An 18,528-nucleotide genomic window follows, 5' to 3' on the forward strand; every position below is an offset into this window, starting at 1 on the left:
CGCCGTCCCGTACTCATCCTGGCAGCGTGGCACCAACGAGCACTTCAACGGCCGCATCCGCAAATACCTGCCCAAACGAACCCGCCTCGACACCATCACCGACGACGAACTGGCCGACATCATCACCGAGATCAACAACCGGCCACGCAAAGTCCTCGGCTGGCAGACCCCAGCCGAAGTGTTCAACCACCTATGCTCGACCCCAGCCACACCAACCGTTGCACTTCAGATTTGAATCCGGGATCGCGGTTCGAGTACCAGCACCACTATCGGCGCCGCAACCTGCCACAAGGGGGCTGTTCCTCGTTGAGGGGTGTAGGGATGGCTGGCGGGTGCGGTCTCAGCAGGTCGTGCGCAGTCGGTCTCATGACATCAGTGGTCCCTGAGAACCACGCGAGTAGGGCGCCGCGCCCGCGGTGCCGATCGGTGGAGGGGTTTTGGGGGGGGGGGGGGGGGGGGCGCCCCCCCCCCCCCCCCCCCCCCCCCCCCCCCCCCCCCCCCAAAACCCTCCACCGTTACCCTGCACTCCCACCCAGATACGGCAGCCCGCCGCGGGGCAGGAATGCCCACAGAACCCCCTTCTGACTTCTTGCACGACCGAGAAGATCGCAGCCCTCCGGTCCGCCCATCGGCGCCAGAGGCGGCGCGTCCGGCCAGGCGTGGCAGATTGGGACGGTGGTCGAACTGCGGAATCTGGAAGACGCGCACGTCGACGAGCTGTCCCATGTGTTCGCGGGCTGGCCGAAATCGCGCGCCCAATTTATCGAGTACGCCGAGATGGTACGGGCGGGCACCCGCGACGTGATTGTGGCGTGGTCCGATTCAGGCCCGATCGGCTACCTGACCATCGCGTGGGATTCGGCTTATCCACCGTTCGCAGCGGCGGGCATCCCGGAAGTCGTCGACTTTAATGTGCTCGCACTTCATCGTCGACGCGGCGTCGGCGCAACTTTGATGGACGAGGCGGAGCACCGGATCGCGCGTCGATCTGAACATGCCGGGATCGGCGTCGGGCTCAACTCCGACTACGGCAACGCGCAACGTATGTATGTCAAACGTGGCTACATCCCTGACGGCGCCGGGGTGGTCCTTGGAGGCCATCCGGTCGCGGCCGGCACAATCATCGCGCTCGACGATCGGCCGTCGCTCATGTTCACCAAACAGCTGTGACAGCGGGCGATATCGAGCATACGAATGGGTGCCGAGGTGGGTGCCAACGCTGCCGAGCCTTGAACCGGGGATTGCGCTTGCTGATCACGGACGTTCGGCAACGGCGCCCCACCCGCGTCAGCCGGTGATACCCATTGCGCGGGCCAGGATCTGGTAGGAGCGGATCCGGGACTCGACGTCAGGGGTATTCGTCACCACCATGATCTCGTCGGCCCCAGTGTGGGTGGCGAAGTCCCGCACACCCGCTCGGACGTCGTCGGCGTTCCCTACGGCGGTGTGCTGCAGCATGGACCGGACCTGCTGCCCCACCGGTGAAGCGAGCAGCGTCTCGTCGCTCACTTCGGGCACCGGCGAACCACTCCGGGTGACCAGGCTGCGGGCCATCCGGACCAGGTTGCCGGTGAGCAGGGTGTGCGCGGCCTCCTGCGTCTCCGCGGCGTAGACGTTCATCGCCACGATCACATACGGCTCGCTGAGCTGCTCGGAGGGCTGGAAGTTCTGCCGGTACGCCACCAGAGCGTCGTCGAGAGCGGCGGGCGCGAAGTGTGAGGCGAAAGCGTACGGCAGACCCAGCGACGCCGCCAGCTTCGCGCCGAACAGCGACGAGCCGAGGATGTAGATGGGGACGTTGGTCCCAGTCCCCGGAATGGCCCGCACCCGCTGGCCAGGCTGCGCGGGACCGAGCAGATCGCGCAGCTCGGCGACGTCCTGCGGGAAGTACTCGGCAGCGGCCGGGTCGCGGCGCAGCGCTAAAAACGTCTCTCGGTCCCCACCTGGGGCACGGCCGACACCTAGATCGATCCGGCCAGGGTGCAGGGTCTCCAAGGTGCCGAACTGTTCGGCGATCACCAGCGGCGAGTGGTTGGGCACCATGATGCCGCCCGAACCGACCCGGATGCTCGACGTCTGCGCCGCAACGTGTCCGATGAGGACGCTGGTGGCCGACGACAGGATCGATGGCATGTTGTGGTGCTCGGCGAACCAATAGCGGAGGTAACCCAGCTGCTCGGCTTCCCTCGCGGTGTCCACGCTGGCCTGGAACACCTGCCGCGGCTGCTGCCCCTCGGTGATCGTGGCCAGGTCCAAGACCGACAGCCGCATGGCGGCCGCGGTCACCGGAGCACCGTCGCCAGTTCGCGATACCCGGCCATCGCGGCGTCACCCACGACCTGGACACCCACATGATCGGCGCCAGCGTCCACATGAGCTGTGATGCTGTGCGCGACGCTCGCGGCATCACCATGGGGGGCAAGCTCGTCCACCAGGCGGTCGCTGCCAGCACCGCCCGCGATGTCGTCGTCGGTGTAACCGAACCGCCGCAGGTTGGCGACGTAGTTGGTGAGCTTCAGGTAGGGGTTGCTGACGGCGTTTCGGGCCACCTGACGGGCGCGGCGGGTATCCGTATCGACGACGACCTTCTGCTCGGGCGCCAGCAGCGGACCGTCTCCCATCACCTCCCGCGCCCACCGCGTGTGTGCGGGTGTGGTCAAGTACGGGTGTGCGCCGGCGCTTCGCTCGGCGGCGAGCCGAAGCATCTTCGGGCCAAGCGCGGCCAACACCCGGCCGGCCACGGGGACGCCTTCGTCGTCGAGTGTGTCGAGGTAGGAGACGACGGTGTCGAACGGACGCTGGTAGGTGTGGGTCGCCTCGGGGTGGCCGATACCCACGCCGAGGAGGAATCGGTCGGGATGCCGAGCCGCGATGCGGTGATAGGACTGCGCAACTGTATGGGCGTCGACCGCCCAAATGTTCACGATGCCGGTAGCGACCACGATGCTGCTGGTGGCGTCAAGGAGTTCTTCGGCCAGGCGTAGGTGGCCCGGTGGCGAGCCGCCGATCCAGATGGTGCCGTATCCGAGCGCTTCGATCTCGGCGGCAAAACCGCCGTTCAATGCACCTGCTAGTTGCCAGACTCCGATGGTTCCAAGGTCGACCGCCATGTAGTCATAACCCGGGCAACGGCCACCTTCATTCCGTCATCGCACGCCCAACCCTTTCGGTGATCGTTGCCGGGTTAGTGCTGCGAACCCACAACCACAGTGCGCCAACGATCACCGTTGCGCGGCATTACACCGCCAACGATCACCGAAGCTGAGGCTGGTAGTGGAGTGTGCGAAGGTACGGCTGTGGACGCTCCCCTGACCAACCGCGACCTCTACCGGGACGTGCTCAGCGCGGCCGACGACACCTCCAGATCACTGGAAGAGTATTTGACAGCTCTCTGGGCGCTGGGCCGGGCCCATCGGGAACAAGCATCGCTCGCCCCGGAAACGTTCGCAGCTGTGCTCATCCAGGCGGCCACCGCCCCAGCGCCGCCCTTCGACGACGCGTGGCGTACCGCCGATCTCGGGTTGTCCGACGCCGACGACGGTTACGACGCGTGGGAGAAAGTGATCATTTCGCAGGTGGCTGACCTTCGCGATTTCGCCGAAGGCGCACCCCTCTCCTATCCGGAACTCGGCGTAGACGCGCCCCGCGCTCCGGGCAGTGGTTTCCGCGCGGCCGGGCGGCGCTGGTACAACCACTCCGTGCCGAGTTATCTGGAGTGTGGATTGGCCGGCGCATTTGGCGGCTGGGACCCCGATGATGGCATCCGCAAGGAGCTCGACGGCCCAACGACGCAGCTCCATCCGGAACCGGACGGCGAAACCGACCTGCCACCACTCACGTGGCCCGAGCTGACCGAATTCCTTGTCTGCGGCCAGCAGTACGAGTAGGCGGAGTCAGCGAGGAGTCAGCCGGATCACCGGGTACTCCCGGTCCGACTTGCTCTGGTACTTCGCGATCCGCGGTGCTGCCGCGGAGATGAGCTTCCACGCCCGCTCCCGGTCAGCACCCTCCAGCTGGCTCGGCGTCACCGGCACCGCACCCCGGCCCGGGAACTCGACCGACACCTGATCCGGACCTGCCATGAGGTTGGCGTGCCAGCCAGGATGTTGGCTTCCGCCGCCGGATGCGACGATCAGCCAGGCGTCATCGTCATCGGCGAACCAAGCCAGCGGCGTCTCCCGTGGTCGCCCGGTCCGTCGTCCCACCGTGTTCAGGATCAGCACCTCCATGCCCATGAAGGTCCCCCGGCCGCGCCGGACCTTACGGGTCATGCGGGCATTCATCTTCCGCTGCATCCAGAGAGAGAACGCGCCAGGTGTTCCCGGCTTACGCTGCCCCTTCTGCTGGTCCGGTGTCATCGCTGGCCTCCCGTTGTTCACAACCTGATATCGACGACGCCGACACTAGGCGCGGGTCAGGCACGACGACTTCTCGATTCCTGACCGATCCCGGTGACCTCTCCACGGCTGGGCCGGCACACCTACATACCGCGGGTGACCGCTGTGTGCCATGACGCCATGTGCATCCGCCGACCACCCGCCTAGGGTGTGGGCATGAGTTCCACGGCGGACCTGTCGGGCAAGGTAGCGCTGGTCACCGGCGCGGGAAGTGGCATCGGCCGGGCCTGTGCGCTACGGCTGGCTGCCGACGGTGCCCACGTGCGTGTCGTCGACATCGACCAGGACACGGCCAAGGCGGTCGCCGACACGGTAGGCGGCGCGGCCGTGGTGGCCGACCTGACCGACCTCGACCCGGCTTCTGCGCTGGCTGCGGACGTGGACATCGTCGTCAACAACGCCGGCGTGCAGACCGTCAGCCCGATCGAGGACTTCCCGCCCGAGCGCTTCTCGATGATGCTACGGCTGATGGTGGAAGCACCGTTTCGGCTGGTCCGCGCGGCGCTACCGCACATGTACGCGCAGGGCTGGGGGCGGGTGGTCAACATCTCATCCGTACACGGATTGCGCGCGTCGGCGTTCAAGTCGGCGTACGTAACCGCGAAACACGGAATCGAAGGGTTCTCGAAGGTGGTCGCCCTCGAAGGTGGCCCCAGGGGTGTCACGTCTAACTGCATCAGCCCCGGCTATGTGCGTACGCCCCTGGTGGAGAACCAGATCGCCGCACAGGCCGAGACCCACGGAATCTCCACGGACCAGGTGATCGAAGAAGTTCTGCTGGCCCGCAGCCCGATCAAACGGCTCGTCGAACCGGCCGAAGTAGCCGCGGCCGTCGCGTACGTGTGCGGGCCCGACGCATCGTTCATCAATGGTGCGTCGATCACCGTCGACGGCGGCTGGACCGCTGGCTGACTGACGCCAGCGTCGAGTGACCTTTTCCCCCGTCAGGCCGCCATGAGCTTCAGGTCCAGCATGCGCAAGGGGCGAGTCTCCATCTGTTCGGTGATCGCCCGAATCTGCTCCTGCGCAAAGATGCCGGAGCGCTCTTCATGAAGAACAACAGCATCCGGCGCAAGCGCCCGCGACCTCGCTACCGACCCGGCCTGACCGAGATCCATGAGATCCACCTGGTCGTAGCGGCCCGCATCGATCAGCTCGTTAGTTAATCCGACTCTGTCGCCCCTTGCTCCGATCCGACCACGAAACGCCAGGTCAAGATCTCGCGGCTCGACATCAAGGCGGCTCTGGACGACGCTGCCGTGGACGACAAGCAGCGCGACCTCGTAGCGATCGCACAAAGTAGCAAGATCACCCGCCACGGCCAGCTGCCGCAGCGTTTGAAGCCCCTCCAGTGCCGTGCGCTCCATACTCGAACAGAGTACCGTCCGATCCGAGAGAATACGGTCACGCTCGGCTTCCGACATCCACCGGCGAGCTGACCGACGACGTAACAGGGGCCCATGGGGAACGAACGCAGCGAAGATGGCCATCGCGACAACCGGCGGCCGCAGGCGCCGGGGAGCGTCGCCGCCACCATCGCCGGATACTTCGACCTGCTCCTCCGCGATACGCCGGCCGTCGAGTACGAACGGCTGGCCATCGAAGCACGTTCCGCGGGTTCGGCCGGAGCCGACCTCGCGGCGGTGGAGGACGCCAAGCTCGCGGCGCTCAAGGTCCGCACCCTGCTACACGACTACCGGCGACGGGAATCCGAGCTGGCCGCCCTCTACGAAACCGCCAACGACCTCGCCGGGATGCGCAACCTGGACCAAGTACTTCGCGCCATCGTCGACCGGGCCAGAGCCCTGCTCGGCACCGACATCGCCTACCTCACCCTCCGCGATACACATTCCGAGGACACCACCATGCGGGTCACCTCGGGGTCGGTGTCCGCGCAGTTCCAGCAGGTCCGGCTGGCTCCCGGCCAGGGATTGGGCGGGCTGGTCGCCACCACCTCACGCCCGTACGTGACGGCGAACTACTTCACCGACGAGCGGTTCACTCACACCGCGCCGATCGACACCGCGGTACGCGAGGAGGGCCTGGTGGCCATCCTCGGTGTGCCGCTCGAACTCAACGGCCAGGTGATCGGCGTGCTCTTCGCGGCCAACCGGCGCGAGCGCCCATTCGTGCCAGCGGAGATCGCGCTGCTCCGGTCGCTCGCCACCCACGCGGCCATCGCCATCGATGCCGCCAACCTGATCGACCGCACCCACACCGCGCTCGACGAGCTCAACACCGCGAATGCCCAGCTTCGGGCCCGCACCGAGGAGGTGGAACGGGCCGCCGATGCGCACGACAAACTCGCCGACCTGCTCCTACGGGGCGCGGCCGCCGACGACATCACCGCGGCCGTGGCGGCGCTGCTCGACGGGCAGGTCGAGCTGGTCGATCTAGCCGACGCCGACACTTCGGCCAGCGACGACGACACACTGGTCGCAGCCATCACCGAAGCACTGGCCAATGCCCGCGTAGCGCGAACCGGGACGGACCACGACACGTGGGTGGCGACAGCGGCGGCAGGCAACGAACCGCTCGTCGCGCTGACTCTTCGCCGAACCACCGCCCTGGACGCCGCGGAGCAACGCATTCTGGAGCGTGCGGCCGTGGTCGCCGCGCTCTTACTGCTGCGGCGCCGGTCGGTGAGCGACGCCGAACACCGCGTCCGAGGTGAGCTGCTCGACGAGATGCTCGATACACCTCGGGGCGACCCCGAAACGCTGCGCCAGCGAGCCCGACGGGTGGCCACCGACCCGGAACAGCCGTACGTCATCGTCGTCGCCGACGCTCCGGACGCCGACCCCGAGCGGTTGTACGCCGCGGCCCGGCACATCGCCGAGGTCCGTCGTGGTCTGGCCACCCGGAGGGATGGGCGGGCCGTTCTGGCGTTGCCCGCGGACAACCCGAAAGAGTCGGTTGATGCCGTCGCCGCTGACCTACGCACCGCCGTCGGTGTCGGGCTGACCGCGGCCGCGGCCGGACCAACCCATGGCCTTGCCTCGTTTCCTACCGTGCACCGCGAAGCAGTGCGTTGCCTGAAAGCGTTGCACGCTCTCGGTCGTACCGGTGCGGCCGCGGTGCCGGCCGACCTGGGGTTCCTCGGTGTCCTGCTGGGTGATCGCCATGACGCCGCCGCCTTCGTTACGGCGACCATCGGACCGCTGGTGGACTACGACACCGAACGCGGCACCGCGTTGGTGGAGACACTCGCCGCGTACTTCGCCGCCGGGGGCAGCTTGACCCGGGCCAAGGACGCCTTACACGTCCATGTCAACACCGTCGCGCAGCGCTTGGACCGCGTCTCCCAGCTTATCGGCGCGGGCTGGACCGGACCCGACCGAGCGTTGGAGCTTCAACTGGCGTTACGCGTGCACGGACTGCTCCGCCACGGCGTCGATCTCGGTGACGATCTCCCGGACGGCTGAGGAGAACAGGATCGAATAATGGTTCTCCCCGGCCAGCTCGCGCGCGGGCATGGCGGCGTTCAGATCGGCCAGCCGCTCGGCCGTATACAGCCCAGGGGATTCGTTCATCAGCCCGCGCGATGCCCAGAGCAGCCGGGCCGGCCGGGTCAGCTGGTGCGCAGCGCTCAGCGCCTCCGTGGAGCGCAACACGTCGGCGCCGTCGGCCCGGATCGCGGCCTCCACACACGCCGAGCGCAACGTCGGTGGCTCGCCGGTGAGGTCTCGCTGGACGTAGGCGTCGGTGAACTCGTTCCACCGATTCACGAACGCCGGATGTGCCTGCCAGAACTCGCGGTAGGCGTCGACGCCGGCGAACGTCATCCCCAGCCGCGCCATCGCCGGGCCGAGGACCGTGTCGATATCGGTGCCCTCCGGTACGGGCAGCGCGAGCCCACCATCAACCAGCACCACTCCCCCGACCCGTTCCGGATGCCGGACGGCCGTCAAACCCGCGACGAACGCCCCCATGGAGTGACCGACCAGGATCACCCGGCCAATCTCCAAGTGGTCCAAGATGGCGATCAGGTCGCCAACGTGCCGAGCCAGCCCGAACGGCCCCGGCAGGTGAGCACTGCGGGCGCGCCCGCGCAGGTCGGGGGCAATGAGCCGGCGACGGCCAGCAAGCTCAGCGGCCAGCCGCCCGAAGGCGGCGGCGTTCGCGGTGATGCCATGGACGGCCAGAACCGGCAGTCCGTCGCCGGGGGTCGGCCGCACCGACTGCGGCACCGCCCACGTCAGCGCCGCCAGGTCGCCGCCATCCACCGGAACGGCGACACCCCTCATCCGGTGCGCCGGCCGGCGTCGAGCCCGGCCACCAGTGCGGCCATGAACTCCTTGGGGCGTTCGATGTGCGGACTGTGGCCCGCGTCGTCGATCACGGTTTCGGTGAACGCCCCTCCGCCCGCCGAGTACAGCTCCAGCCCATGCCTGGTCTGGGCCACCATCGGCTGCGGGGGTGCGACGTCGGCGCCGGGCCAGCCTTCCACCGCGCCGATGGAGCCCAGGTAGGCCAGGTCGAACAGCGACGTATCAGAGACGATCACGTCCGACGCGCCGCGGATCCAGACGACCGGCGGCTTCGGGTCGATGACATGCAGGTCGTCGATGCGAAAGTGCAGCGGAGACATCGCGTTGAGGACACCGCGATCTCCAGGGGCCAGCCCCGGCCAGGTGTCAGTGGTCCGGGTGTCGCCGGGATAGTGGCCGTCACCGATCCGGGTGGACAACATCGAGTCCAGGTACAGCTCCACATCCGCGTCGTCGTTCGGGACGAAACCGGGCTGGACGTAGGCCCCCTGAAACACTGCCCGCGGTGCGGTCTGCACGTCGGCGGACCGGTCGCCGGCTCCGAGCCGGGCCACGAAGTCAGGATTGGCGCACCCGCCACCGGAACCGGCACCAGAGGCATCGTTGAGCTGCCCGTCCGGCCCGTGGGTACCGCCGAACCCGTATGGCGACACCGGGTTGACCAGCGTCAGCGACGACACCCGCTCCGGTGTGTCGCGCAACAACTGCATCGCTACGCCGCCGCCCATGCTCCAGCCGACGAGGTGGGCCGCGGGCAGTTCCAGCTCGTCGAGGACCGCTCGCACGTCGTCGGCGTAATCCCGCAACCCGCGGGTAGCGTCCACCTCCCGCGCCTCGGTGTCCCCGAATCCACGCAGGTCAACAGCAAGCGGACGATATCGCGCCGGCAGATCCAGCATGTTTTGCTGCCAGAACGACGCCGACGACACGTTGCCGTGGATGAACAGCACCGGCTCGCCTGGCCGGTCGAGGTGCAGCATGTGCACGGACAGCCGCGGCGTGTGCACCGTGGTGGATACCACTCCGGGCCGCAGTCGCGTTGTCATGAGGTCGACGGTTCCTTTCACTCGGGCTTATGCCGTGCCGAAGAAACGCTGTGCCGCGATTCTTCCCCGACTCCGCCGCGAGCGACATGGTGTCGGCACACATGCCGCGCCATTTCTCCGTGTGGTCGGTTAGGCTGCCTGGCACCGTAGCTGGTGGGAGGTGGCGCCCGATGCCGTACGACGCCGACGTTGTGGTCGTGGGGGCAGGTCTGGCCGGGCTGGTCGCCACGGCTGAACTGGCGGCGGCGGGGAAGCGGGTGATCGTCGTCGAACAAGAACCCCCGGCATCACTCGGTGGCCAGGCGCACTGGTCCTTCGGTGGATTGTTCCTCGTCGACTCCCCGGAGCAACGCCGGCTCGGCATCCGCGACTCCGCCGAGCTCGCATGGCAGGACTGGTCCGGTTCGGCCGGCTTCGATCGCGCCGAAGACCATTGGCCCCGAGAGTGGGCACGGGCCTACGTCGAGTTCGCGGCGGGTGAGAAACGCACGTGGCTACACACCCAGGGCTTGCGGCTGTTCCCGCTGGTGCAGTGGGCCGAACGCGGAGGTCACCTCGCCACCGGCGCCGGCAACTCGGTCCCCAGATTCCATGTGACGTGGGGAACCGGTCCCGGGGTACTCGAACCGTTCGTCCGGGCGCTTCGCGCCGCCGAGGACGACGGACGGGTTGAGGTGCGTTATCGGCATCGGGTCAGCACACTCGTCACCGACGGCGGAACGGTCACCGGCGTCACCGGCGAGGTCTTGGCCCCCAGCGAGGTCCGGCGCGGTGCACCCAGCTCACGGGCCGTCGTCGACGAGTTCACGATCCGTGCCCAGGCGGTTGTGGTGACGTCGGGTGGTATGGGCGCCAACCACGAGTTGGTTCGCCACCATTGGCCGAGCCGCCTCGGCACCCCACCGCAGCATTTGCTGTCCGGTGTGCCGGACCACGTGGACGGCCGGATGCTGGGCGTCGTGAAGGACGCCGGGGGCGCGTTGATCAACATGGACCGGATGTGGCACTACCCGGAGGGTCTGGCGAATCACAGCCCGGTGTGGAGTTCCCACGGCATCCGCATCCTCTCCGGGCCGTCGCCGCTCTGGTTCGATGCCCGCGGCCGCCGGCTGCCGTCGCCGCTCTTCCCCGGTTTCGACACCCTCGGAGCACTCCAACACATCGGCACCAGTGGGTACCCCCATTCGTGGTTCGTCCTGAACCGGCGGATCCTCGCCAAAGAGTTCGCGTTGTCCGGGTCGGAGCAGAACCCGGACCTCACCAACCGGGACGTACGCGGGCTCCTCCAGCGCCGCGGAGCGGTCATGACCGGACCCGTCGGCGCGTTCGTCCGCCACGGCGCTGACGTCGTCGTCCGTCGTTCCGTCCATGAACTGGCGCACGGCATGAACCAACTGGTGGGAGAGGAGTTGATCGACGAGGCAGTGCTCCACGACGAGATCGTCGCCCGCGATCGCCAGGTGGCCACGGGCCTGGGCAAAGACGCTCAGGTGACCGCCATCCGCGCTGCCCGAGCCTACGTCGGTGATCGCCTCATCCGCGTCGTGGCACCACACGAACTCCTGGATCCGGACGCGGGACCTCTCGTGGCGGTGCGGTTGTCCGTCCTGACCCGCAAGACCCTCGGCGGCGTTCACACCGATCTGTCGGCCCGGGTGCTCGACGCGGCCGGCGAGCCGATTCCGGGACTCTACGCCGCTGGTGAGGTCGCCGGCTTCGGCGGTGGTGGCATTCACGGCTACCGCGCGTTGGAAGGCACCTTCCTCGGCGGCTGCCTGTTCTCCGGTCGGGTCGCCGGTCGGTCCGCCGCGGCCGCCGTGTCCGGGTGATCGTCTAGGCTCGCCCCGTGCGACTCCAGACCACCGGCAATGTGCAGCGACTCGACCTTGCCGGTGTACTCGACCTCATCCCGGCTCTGGTCAACGAGTGGGCGGATCTGCGTTTCGACGAGTCCGGCGCGGTAGTCCACCCGGACACGCGGGAACCGCAGCCACAGCTCACCCTCCGCGAAGGTCGGCACCGTACCCCCGGCACCCGGTATGACCTGCGGTTTCCCACCGTGAGACCGACGCCGGACGTGGCCAGCGTGACGCTACGACGGGACGACGAGGTGCAGCTCTCGCTCACGTTGACGGAGTCCCGGGACCGATGGACGATCGACGCCGATCTCCGGCACGGACGCCCACCGAACCTCGATCTGACCGCCCGCGCCGACCTCACCGGACTCATGCGCGACGGTGAGATCCCGGGCATCGTGGCGTGGCTGTTCCGCGGCATCGGCGACGTCGCGGTGCACGTCACCCCCGCTCCCCTGCTGGACGGCTCCGGCGAGGTTCTCAACGCCGCCGGGCACGCCGGCCGGCTCCGGTTCGGCGCCACCATCGAGGTCGCCAGCACATCGACGCACTGGGACGTCAAAGCGGCGTTCACCCTGTCCGCACGGGGCCTGGCCAGGCCCATACTTCTCATCGCCCGTCCGATCATCAAACGTAAAATCGCCCAGGCTGACGCGCGGTTCTGGGCGCAGGCATCGGCCGCTGTCACGGAGCTGCGCAAGGAACTCGACGAGATCGAGGAAGCCGTCGCGAACGAGGGCGGTCCGCAGCCCTTCGTACGCCGCGCCCTGTGGAACCCGGACGACCCGCCCGGCACCGACGCCGCGGTGAATCCCTATTCGCGGGGGCGCTAAGGCCGAGCCTCGAGAACCATGAAGTTCGGGCACTACCCGGTGATCGTTGCCGGATTTCCGCCCTCATCCCCGGTGATCGAACCCATAATCCAGTCGCTATGACGGCAGGAAGCCGACAACGATCACTTGCGGGTAACGACACGAAGTTGACAACGATCACCGGGCCATGGGGCGGGCTCAGGTGCCGGCAACCCGCCGCCATTCCGGTGCGTGGCTGATCGGCCCGGGTGCATGGCTGATCGGCTAGATAGTGTGTTGTGGCATGCCGGACGCCGTGTTCGCCCATCCTCGTCTCGCTGTCATTTATGACGCGTTCGACGGCCCTCGTGACGACCTCGACACCTATCTCGGGATCGCGGATGAGCTGAATGCTCAGCATGTACTAGACGTGGGGTGTGGGACGGGATCGCTCGCGTTGCGGCTGGCGAGTACCGGCCGCACCGTCGTCGGTGTCGACCCGGCGGCGGCGTCACTCGACGTCGCGCGGTCGAAGGTGGGCGCCGAGCAGGTCACCTGGCTGCATGGCGACGCCACGTCGGTGCCGGCCCTCCGTGCCGATCTCGCGGTGCTGACCGGAAACGTCGCCCAGGTCTTCCTGACCGATGACGACTGGTTACGGACGCTGCGCGGAATCCACACCGCGCTCGGGTCCCACGGGTACGTCGTGTTCGAGACCCGGCGGCCGGAGTATCGCGCCTGGGAGAAATGGCAAGACGCCCAGCGGACGGTCACCCTCGATGTACCCGGCGTAGGGCGGGTCGAGCAGACCTTCGAGGTGACCGACGTTGCCCTTCCGCTGGTGTCGTTCCGCTACACCTACCGCTTCGAGTCCGACGGCGCCGTCGTCAGCTCTGACTCCACGTTGCGTTTCCGTCGTCGCACCGAGGTGGAGTCCACGCTCGCTGCCGCCGGCTTCCGGGTTCTCGATGTACGCGACGCTCTGGACCGCCCCGGCCGCGAGTACGTCTTCGTTGCTCGACGAACGACGTGATCCACGCCGACCACCTGGCGTCCCGCGGGCCGTTTCGACGTCGACGATCTCCATTTGACGCAGCTGGCGGGCGCTGACCGACGGGCCCCCACCTCACACCTCATCCACCAACTCATCGACAAGGAAGACAACCAAGGCAACGACACCGCCGACGCCGCCTGACCGGAGCGGGTATAGCCGACCAACATCTGGCCACCCCGCATCTGGCTGATGCGTCAGCACAGCGGGCCCCGCGGCATCAACCGAACCGACGTTGAGCCGCGGCGGTCCGCTGTGCACGCACGTCCGCTGCGGCCCCGTGGATTCTTATCAGGACCTTAGCTGCCCGTAACGGCGCAGACACAAGAACCGTCCACACTGGCAATATGAGCACCAACCCTCGTCACATCGCACTCGTCGCCCACGACAACAAGAAGGCCTCAATGCTGGAGTGGGCAGCATTCAACCGCGGAACACTCACCCGGCACCACCTCTATGCCACCGGCACCACAGGCACCATGCTCCAACACGAGCTTGGGCTGCCCGTCCATCGCTTCTTCTCCGGACCAGTCGGCGGAGATCAGCAGATCGGCGCCAAGATCGCCGAAGGTGTCATCGATATCTTGATCTTCTTCTGGGATCCGCTCGAGCCGCAGCCACACGATCCGGACGTCAAAGCCCTCCTGCGCCTGGCCGCCGTGTGGAACATCGGTGTCGCCTCGAATGTCACGACCGCCGACATGCTCATCTCATCCCCGCTGTTCTCCGGGCTGTACCAACCCGTCCGGCCGGATTTCGGTGATGTGACCGGTGAACTCGTATCCGCCGCGGCGTCGCGAACCGGGGCGCCGGAACGGGAATGAACACGGCGTGCCGCGCCCCCTCGAATCGGCACGACCGGGCCATATCACCTGATACAGCGCTATTCTTCTGATATCGGGTGGTATGCGATCAGGTGAGGGCGGCATGGTCACAGTGGCGTCGTACAACCTGGAGAACCTCTTCGCGCGGCCGAAGGCGTTCGATCCACTCGACTGGTCGGCCGGCGAACCCATCGTGCGAGCCTACGGCGAGTTCAACTCGCTGATCACCGACGACACCTACACCGGCGCCGACCGGGACCGGATGCGCGAACTCCTCCTCGAGGTCGGCGTGTATTACCGCAACATCCACAACGCCATCCGCCGCCGCCCCAGCCCCACACCAGCCTGGGCATGGCTACGCAAGAACCGCGGCACCTTCGACCGCCAACCCCGCGATCCCACCAACAACGTCGAGATCACCGCCACCGGCCGCGGCGACTGGATCGGCTGGCTGGAGTTGGCCACCGAACCCACCGACGAGATCGGCACCCGCATGACCGCCCGCGTCATCACCGACGTCGACGCCGACATCCTCGCCGTGGTCGAGGCCGAAGACCGCCCGGCCCTGGTGCGGTTCAACCACGAGATGCTCGACGGACACTACCGCCACGTCATGCTCGTCGACGGCAACGACGAACGCGGCATCGACGTCGGCATCATGACCAAACCCGGCTTCCCCATCGGCACCATCCGCTCCCACGTCGACACCGAAGACCACCTCGGCACCATCTTCAGCCGCGACTGCCCGCAGTACGAGGTCACCACTCCCACCGGAACCGTGCTGCACGTCCTGGTCAACCACTTCAAGTCACAATCCGGCGGTGGTGGAAACAAACGCCGACGCCAAGCCGACGCCGTCCGCGACATCACCGACCGCCTCACCGCCACAGGTGAACACGTGATCGTCCTCGGCGACCTCAACGAAGGCCAACCCACCCTCGACGAACCACCAGAGAACCTCACCGCCCTGTTCGCCCCCGGCGGCCCCCTCGTCTCCTGCTACGACCTCGACGGCTTCGACACCGGTGACCGGCCCGGCACCTTCGACACGTGTAGCATCCGCAACCGCCTGGATTACATCCTCATCTCCCACAGCCTCGTTCCGGCGTTCACCGGAGGCACCGTGTTCCGCACGGGCCTGTGGGGCACCCGCAAGACCCGCCCCACCGCCTGGGACACCTACCCCGACATGACCGCCAACATCCACCAAGCCTCCGACCACGCCGTCGTCGTTATCGACCTGGACCTCTGACCGCGCCCACCGGTTGGTCCAGGCGCTGCGCGACGGGAGACCGGCCGTCGACGGTCGACAGGAGGGCTGCGGCGTGTTGAGCGCGGGTGCCGACTCTGGACCTGCACCGCAGCACGAGGTCGGCAGCCCCGACGTCCCCCACGACCGGAGCCCGCCAGACAAGTGTCACCATCTCCGGGTCAGCGCTGACCCGGACCTCTGAGCCGGGGGGCGTCTGGCCCGGACGTAACGGGGTCTCCGCCGGCGCCGCCCCGCCTGGCCGGGTCTCCCGCGGCGTCACCGTCATCGCTCCACCGACGAACACCCGGTCGACTTGGTCCAAGAACACCTCGACGGTCGCGGGCTCATCCACGAGGTCCACACCGACCCGGAGCACGTCGTCTTCGCGGGTGATCCGCCCGGCCGCGACCATGTCGCCCCAGAACGCGGCCGCGAAACAGAAGGTGAGCTGCGCGCCGGGCACCGCCACCTCGACGACGTCCCCTGCCTCGAACCTGACAGCCTCCTCCACCGGGTCGCCATTCACCCAGCACGTCGCCTCGTCGGCGCCGCCGACATCAAACACGACCCGCACCGACGACACCCGCATCGGCTCCCCCACATCGATGGTGTCCAGGTGTAAGTGCCGATCACCACCCGGGGCGGCCAGGGACACCCCCCACAGCACCGACCGGCCGGCCTGCACCGCCGAGAACGAGCCCGCCGCCAGGTCGAATCCGTCTTTGAGCACTCGTAACCGCACGTACCGCGCCGGTTGTCGCCATGGGGCGTCACCCGGGGCCGTCCAGTATCCGAGGAGGTTTCGACGTTGCAGCCAGGTGTCGGCCTGGTTGACGGTACCCAGGGCCATCCGCGGCTCGCGCCAGGTGCTGCCCACTATCTGTTCCACCGCGGTGCCGCCGGCCTGCTCCGGGGCTTCCGCCGCGGCATCGCGCAGCACGAACAACTCCCGGTACATCTCGCCGGCGGGCGGCTGGAGAAAGTGGTCGCGTAGCCGCTCCGGTACCTGCGGCTGGAGCACCGCGGGCAACACCAACGACGGATCAGCGGCCGGCACGGGCACCGCACCAAACGGGCTCGCCCCGGCCAACGCCTTACGCAGGAACATCAGCAGCTCTGGCATAGCGGCGGTATCGACCGGGTAGGCCCGCGACATCGGGCCGGCCAGCTGCCCGGTCGGCGCATGCCAGCGGCGCGCCAGGTGGGTCCAGGCCAGTTCCAGCAGCGCGCTCGTTTGCTCCCGGACGTCGTCGTCGACGACATACTGGTCGATCCCGGTCAGCGCCTCCACGGTGATCAGCCAATAGGTGGGGCTGTTGTACTCGGTGAAGCTCCCGCTGCGGGCCACGGCGGCAGCGAAGCGAGCCAGTCGGCGCGTCGCGTAGTGCCGCAGCTCTTCGTCGGCCAGGAGTTGTGCGGCGGTCAGGGTGACGAACGTGCCTTTGGCCGCGATATTCGTGTAGTACATCGACACGTCCCGTCGCACGATGGACCGCGCGGCGTGATGCAACGCCCGCTCGGCCCGCGCTCGCGTCTGAGCACCCAGCCGGTGGCGGTGGCGCAACAGCAGCAGGGCGAGGAGCCGCCCGCCAAAATCCGCCTGGTTCCAGTCCGGCGGCACCATCTCGGCAACCGGCTCCTCGGCGAAGTATCCCCATAACCCGTAAGTGGGCGACGCGGGGCCACTGTCCTGGCCGGCCACCACCCGATCCACGATGGCGGACGCCCTGGACCGGCCGTCGGTTGTGTTCTGCTCATATAGGGCGAGAGCGTAGGCGAGGCTGGGCAGATAGCGGTGCGCATGGCCGGAGACGATCCGGGTATGGATCGGGTTATAGGTGGCCGGCCCCCGGAGCAGGCTCCATGCGGGATCGAACGTTCCTTCTCCCGCGGCGCACACGGAGTTGATCAGGGCGTGGTCGAGAGCGTCGGGCACGGCGGTCTCCAGATCGTGGCGCGGCCAGGACAAGACAGAAAGCAAAACGTCTTGCTATCGCCGCTACGATACACATACACCCCGCGAGGAGGTCATGATGGCAAGGCGCCCACGCCCGTCCGGAATCGCCGACGTCGCCGCTCGGGCCGGCGTCAGCGTCACCACTGTCTCGCATTCCCTCAGCGGGCGGCGGCCCGTGGCGGAAGCAACCCGGCAGCGCGTCGCCGAAGCCATCGCCGAACTGGGCTACCAACCCAACGAGCTGGCCCGCAGCATGCGATCTCAACGCACCAACACCGTCGCACTGATCGTGCCGGACATCACCAACCCGTTCTACACGTCGGTGGCACGCGGGCTGCTCGACGTGCTGACCCCCGCGTCGTACGTCGGTATCGTCTGCAACACCGACGCCGATCCGGAGCTCGAACAGAAGATCGTCCAGCAGATGATCACCCGCCGGGTCGACGGCATCGCCTTCTCCGGCTACTACGAACATCACGACGACGTCGCACCCGCCGTCGCCGCGGGGATCCCCACGGTGATGCTGGGCCACCATTCACCCGCACCCGGCGTAGACGTCGTCAACAGCGACGATCACGCCAGCGGGGCTGACGCTACCCGGTACTTGCTGGGCAAAGGCCACCGAAAGATCGGTTTCATCACCGCCCCGGCCGGCTCCGGTGCTCCAGCTGAGCGAGTGCGTGGATACCAGACGGCCCTGAGCGAGTTCGGCGTTCCCCTGAACAACAACCTGGTAGTCCGGGCACCGGTTGGCAGAGACGGCGGCGCCGAAGGTATGCGTGCGCTCCTCGATCAGGACGAACCGCCCACTGCGGTTATCTGCACCAACGACATCGTCGCCATCGGCGCACTCGATACCGCTCGCGAACGCGGGCTTCAGGTACCAGACGACGTTGCCGTGATGGGCTTCGACGACATCGAAGCCGCCCGCCTGATCACCCCACAGCTGACCACCATGGCCTACGCGCCCCGCGAGATCGGGCAGGCAGTGGCGACGATCCTGCTGAATCGGATCGACGGTGCACCCGCAACACATCACCGTCGACGTGGCGCGCGGCTGATGGTTCGTGAATCGGCTTAGCG

18 protein-coding genes are annotated in these 18,528 nt (G+C 67.6%); 11 read left to right on the plus strand and 7 right to left on the minus strand.

What is annotated here, in order from left to right; genetic code table 11:
• Together G8760_RS25205 and G8760_RS25215 are read left to right on the plus strand one after the other, a co-directional pair.
• Window positions 1-235: IS30 family transposase (locus tag G8760_RS25205; protein ID WP_166355612.1), on the plus strand; the 235-nt coding region annotated here is incomplete at its 5' end.
• Between the two features lie 440 nt (window positions 236-675).
• The gene (locus G8760_RS25215) at window positions 676-1,170 is read left to right on the plus strand and encodes a GNAT family N-acetyltransferase (protein WP_166355613.1); all 495 of its coding nucleotides are present in this window, start codon (window positions 676-678) and stop codon (window positions 1,168-1,170) included.
• Between the two features lie 117 nt (window positions 1,171-1,287).
• Here G8760_RS25215 and G8760_RS25220 read toward each other — a convergent pair whose 3' ends face one another.
• Window positions 1,288-2,271: an MsnO8 family LLM class oxidoreductase gene (locus G8760_RS25220; RefSeq protein WP_166355686.1), complete on the minus strand. Its 984-nt coding sequence runs from the start codon at window positions 2,269-2,271 to the stop codon at window positions 1,288-1,290.
• Between the two features lie 11 nt (window positions 2,272-2,282).
• On the minus strand, window positions 2,283-3,110 hold the full coding sequence (locus G8760_RS25225) for an LLM class F420-dependent oxidoreductase (RefSeq protein WP_166355614.1): 828 nt from the start codon (window positions 3,108-3,110) through the stop codon (window positions 2,283-2,285).
• Between the two features lie 186 nt (window positions 3,111-3,296).
• Here G8760_RS25225 and G8760_RS25230 point away from each other — a divergent pair, with 186 nt between their 5' ends.
• Window positions 3,297-3,887 carry a hypothetical protein gene (locus G8760_RS25230; protein ID WP_166355615.1) on the plus strand — a complete coding sequence of 197 codons (591 nt, stop codon included), beginning with the start codon at window positions 3,297-3,299 and terminating at the stop codon, window positions 3,885-3,887.
• A 6-nt stretch (window positions 3,888-3,893) separates the two neighbouring features.
• Here G8760_RS25230 and G8760_RS25235 read toward each other — a convergent pair whose 3' ends face one another.
• The gene (locus G8760_RS25235) at window positions 3,894-4,358 is read right to left on the minus strand and encodes a nitroreductase/quinone reductase family protein (RefSeq protein ID WP_166355616.1); all 465 of its coding nucleotides are present in this window, start codon (window positions 4,356-4,358) and stop codon (window positions 3,894-3,896) included.
• Window positions 4,359-4,553: 195 nt separating this feature from the next.
• Here G8760_RS25235 and G8760_RS25240 point away from each other — a divergent pair, with 195 nt between their 5' ends.
• A complete protein-coding gene (locus tag G8760_RS25240; RefSeq protein WP_166355617.1) occupies window positions 4,554-5,309 on the plus strand; it encodes a 3-hydroxybutyrate dehydrogenase in 756 nt (251 codons plus the stop codon).
• A gap of 32 nt (window positions 5,310-5,341) precedes the next feature.
• Here the strand turns inward: G8760_RS25240 and G8760_RS25245 are convergent, their stop codons facing one another.
• Entirely contained in the window at window positions 5,342-5,764 is a 423-nt protein-coding gene (locus tag G8760_RS25245) for a hypothetical protein (protein ID WP_166355618.1), read from the minus strand.
• Window positions 5,765-5,857: 93 nt separating this feature from the next.
• Here G8760_RS25245 and G8760_RS25250 point away from each other — a divergent pair, with 93 nt between their 5' ends.
• Window positions 5,858-7,822, plus strand: a complete 1,965-nt coding sequence (locus G8760_RS25250) for a helix-turn-helix domain-containing protein (RefSeq protein ID WP_166355619.1) — start codon at window positions 5,858-5,860, stop codon at window positions 7,820-7,822.
• On the opposite strand, the gene G8760_RS25255 is transcribed toward G8760_RS25250, so the two are convergent.
• Both G8760_RS25255 and G8760_RS25260 read right to left on the minus strand, forming a co-directional pair.
• A complete protein-coding gene (locus G8760_RS25255) occupies window positions 7,760-8,644 on the minus strand; it encodes an alpha/beta fold hydrolase (protein WP_166355620.1) in 885 nt (294 codons plus the stop codon). The genes G8760_RS25250 and G8760_RS25255 overlap by 63 nt on opposite strands.
• A complete protein-coding gene (locus G8760_RS25260; RefSeq protein WP_166355621.1) occupies window positions 8,641-9,714 on the minus strand; it encodes an alpha/beta fold hydrolase in 1,074 nt (357 codons plus the stop codon). Before G8760_RS25260 ends, G8760_RS25255 begins: the two co-directional genes overlap by 4 nt.
• A gap of 170 nt (window positions 9,715-9,884) precedes the next feature.
• On the opposite strand from G8760_RS25260, the gene G8760_RS25265 reads away from it, so the two are divergent.
• The 5 genes from G8760_RS25265 to G8760_RS25285 all read left to right on the plus strand — a co-directional run bounded on the left by G8760_RS25265 (window position 9,885) and on the right by G8760_RS25285 (window position 15,488).
• Window positions 9,885-11,543 carry an FAD-binding dehydrogenase gene (locus tag G8760_RS25265; RefSeq protein WP_166355622.1) on the plus strand — a complete coding sequence of 553 codons (1,659 nt, stop codon included), beginning with the start codon at window positions 9,885-9,887 and terminating at the stop codon, window positions 11,541-11,543.
• Window positions 11,544-11,560: 17 nt separating this feature from the next.
• Complete coding sequence (locus G8760_RS25270) at window positions 11,561-12,403, plus strand: hypothetical protein (RefSeq protein ID WP_166355623.1); 843 nt, start codon at window positions 11,561-11,563, stop codon at window positions 12,401-12,403.
• A 262-nt stretch (window positions 12,404-12,665) separates the two neighbouring features.
• Window positions 12,666-13,394 (plus strand): class I SAM-dependent methyltransferase, encoded by a 729-nt coding sequence (locus G8760_RS25275; RefSeq protein WP_166355624.1) that lies wholly within the window; start codon window positions 12,666-12,668, stop codon window positions 13,392-13,394.
• Window positions 13,395-13,759: 365 nt separating this feature from the next.
• Window positions 13,760-14,236, plus strand: a complete 477-nt coding sequence (locus G8760_RS25280) for a methylglyoxal synthase (protein ID WP_166355625.1) — start codon at window positions 13,760-13,762, stop codon at window positions 14,234-14,236.
• Between the two features lie 103 nt (window positions 14,237-14,339).
• Window positions 14,340-15,488, plus strand: coding sequence for an endonuclease/exonuclease/phosphatase family protein (locus G8760_RS25285; RefSeq protein WP_166355626.1), 1,149 nt, complete (start codon window positions 14,340-14,342; stop codon window positions 15,486-15,488).
• Here G8760_RS25285 and G8760_RS25290 read toward each other — a convergent pair.
• Window positions 15,469-17,424: a hypothetical protein gene (locus tag G8760_RS25290; protein ID WP_166355627.1), complete on the minus strand. Its 1,956-nt coding sequence runs from the start codon at window positions 17,422-17,424 to the stop codon at window positions 15,469-15,471. The two genes, G8760_RS25285 and G8760_RS25290, sit on opposite strands and share 20 nt — an antisense overlap.
• Window positions 17,425-17,521: 97 nt before the next feature.
• Between G8760_RS25290 and G8760_RS25295 the strand changes: the two genes are divergently transcribed.
• Window positions 17,522-18,526 carry a LacI family DNA-binding transcriptional regulator gene (locus G8760_RS25295; RefSeq protein WP_166355628.1) on the plus strand — a complete coding sequence of 335 codons (1,005 nt, stop codon included), beginning with the start codon at window positions 17,522-17,524 and terminating at the stop codon, window positions 18,524-18,526.
• Window positions 18,527-18,528: the final 2 nt, after the last annotated feature.

The organism is Phytoactinopolyspora limicola (genome assembly GCF_011320225.1).
GTDB classification, from domain to species: domain Bacteria; phylum Actinomycetota; class Actinomycetes; order Jiangellales; family Jiangellaceae; genus Phytoactinopolyspora; species Phytoactinopolyspora limicola.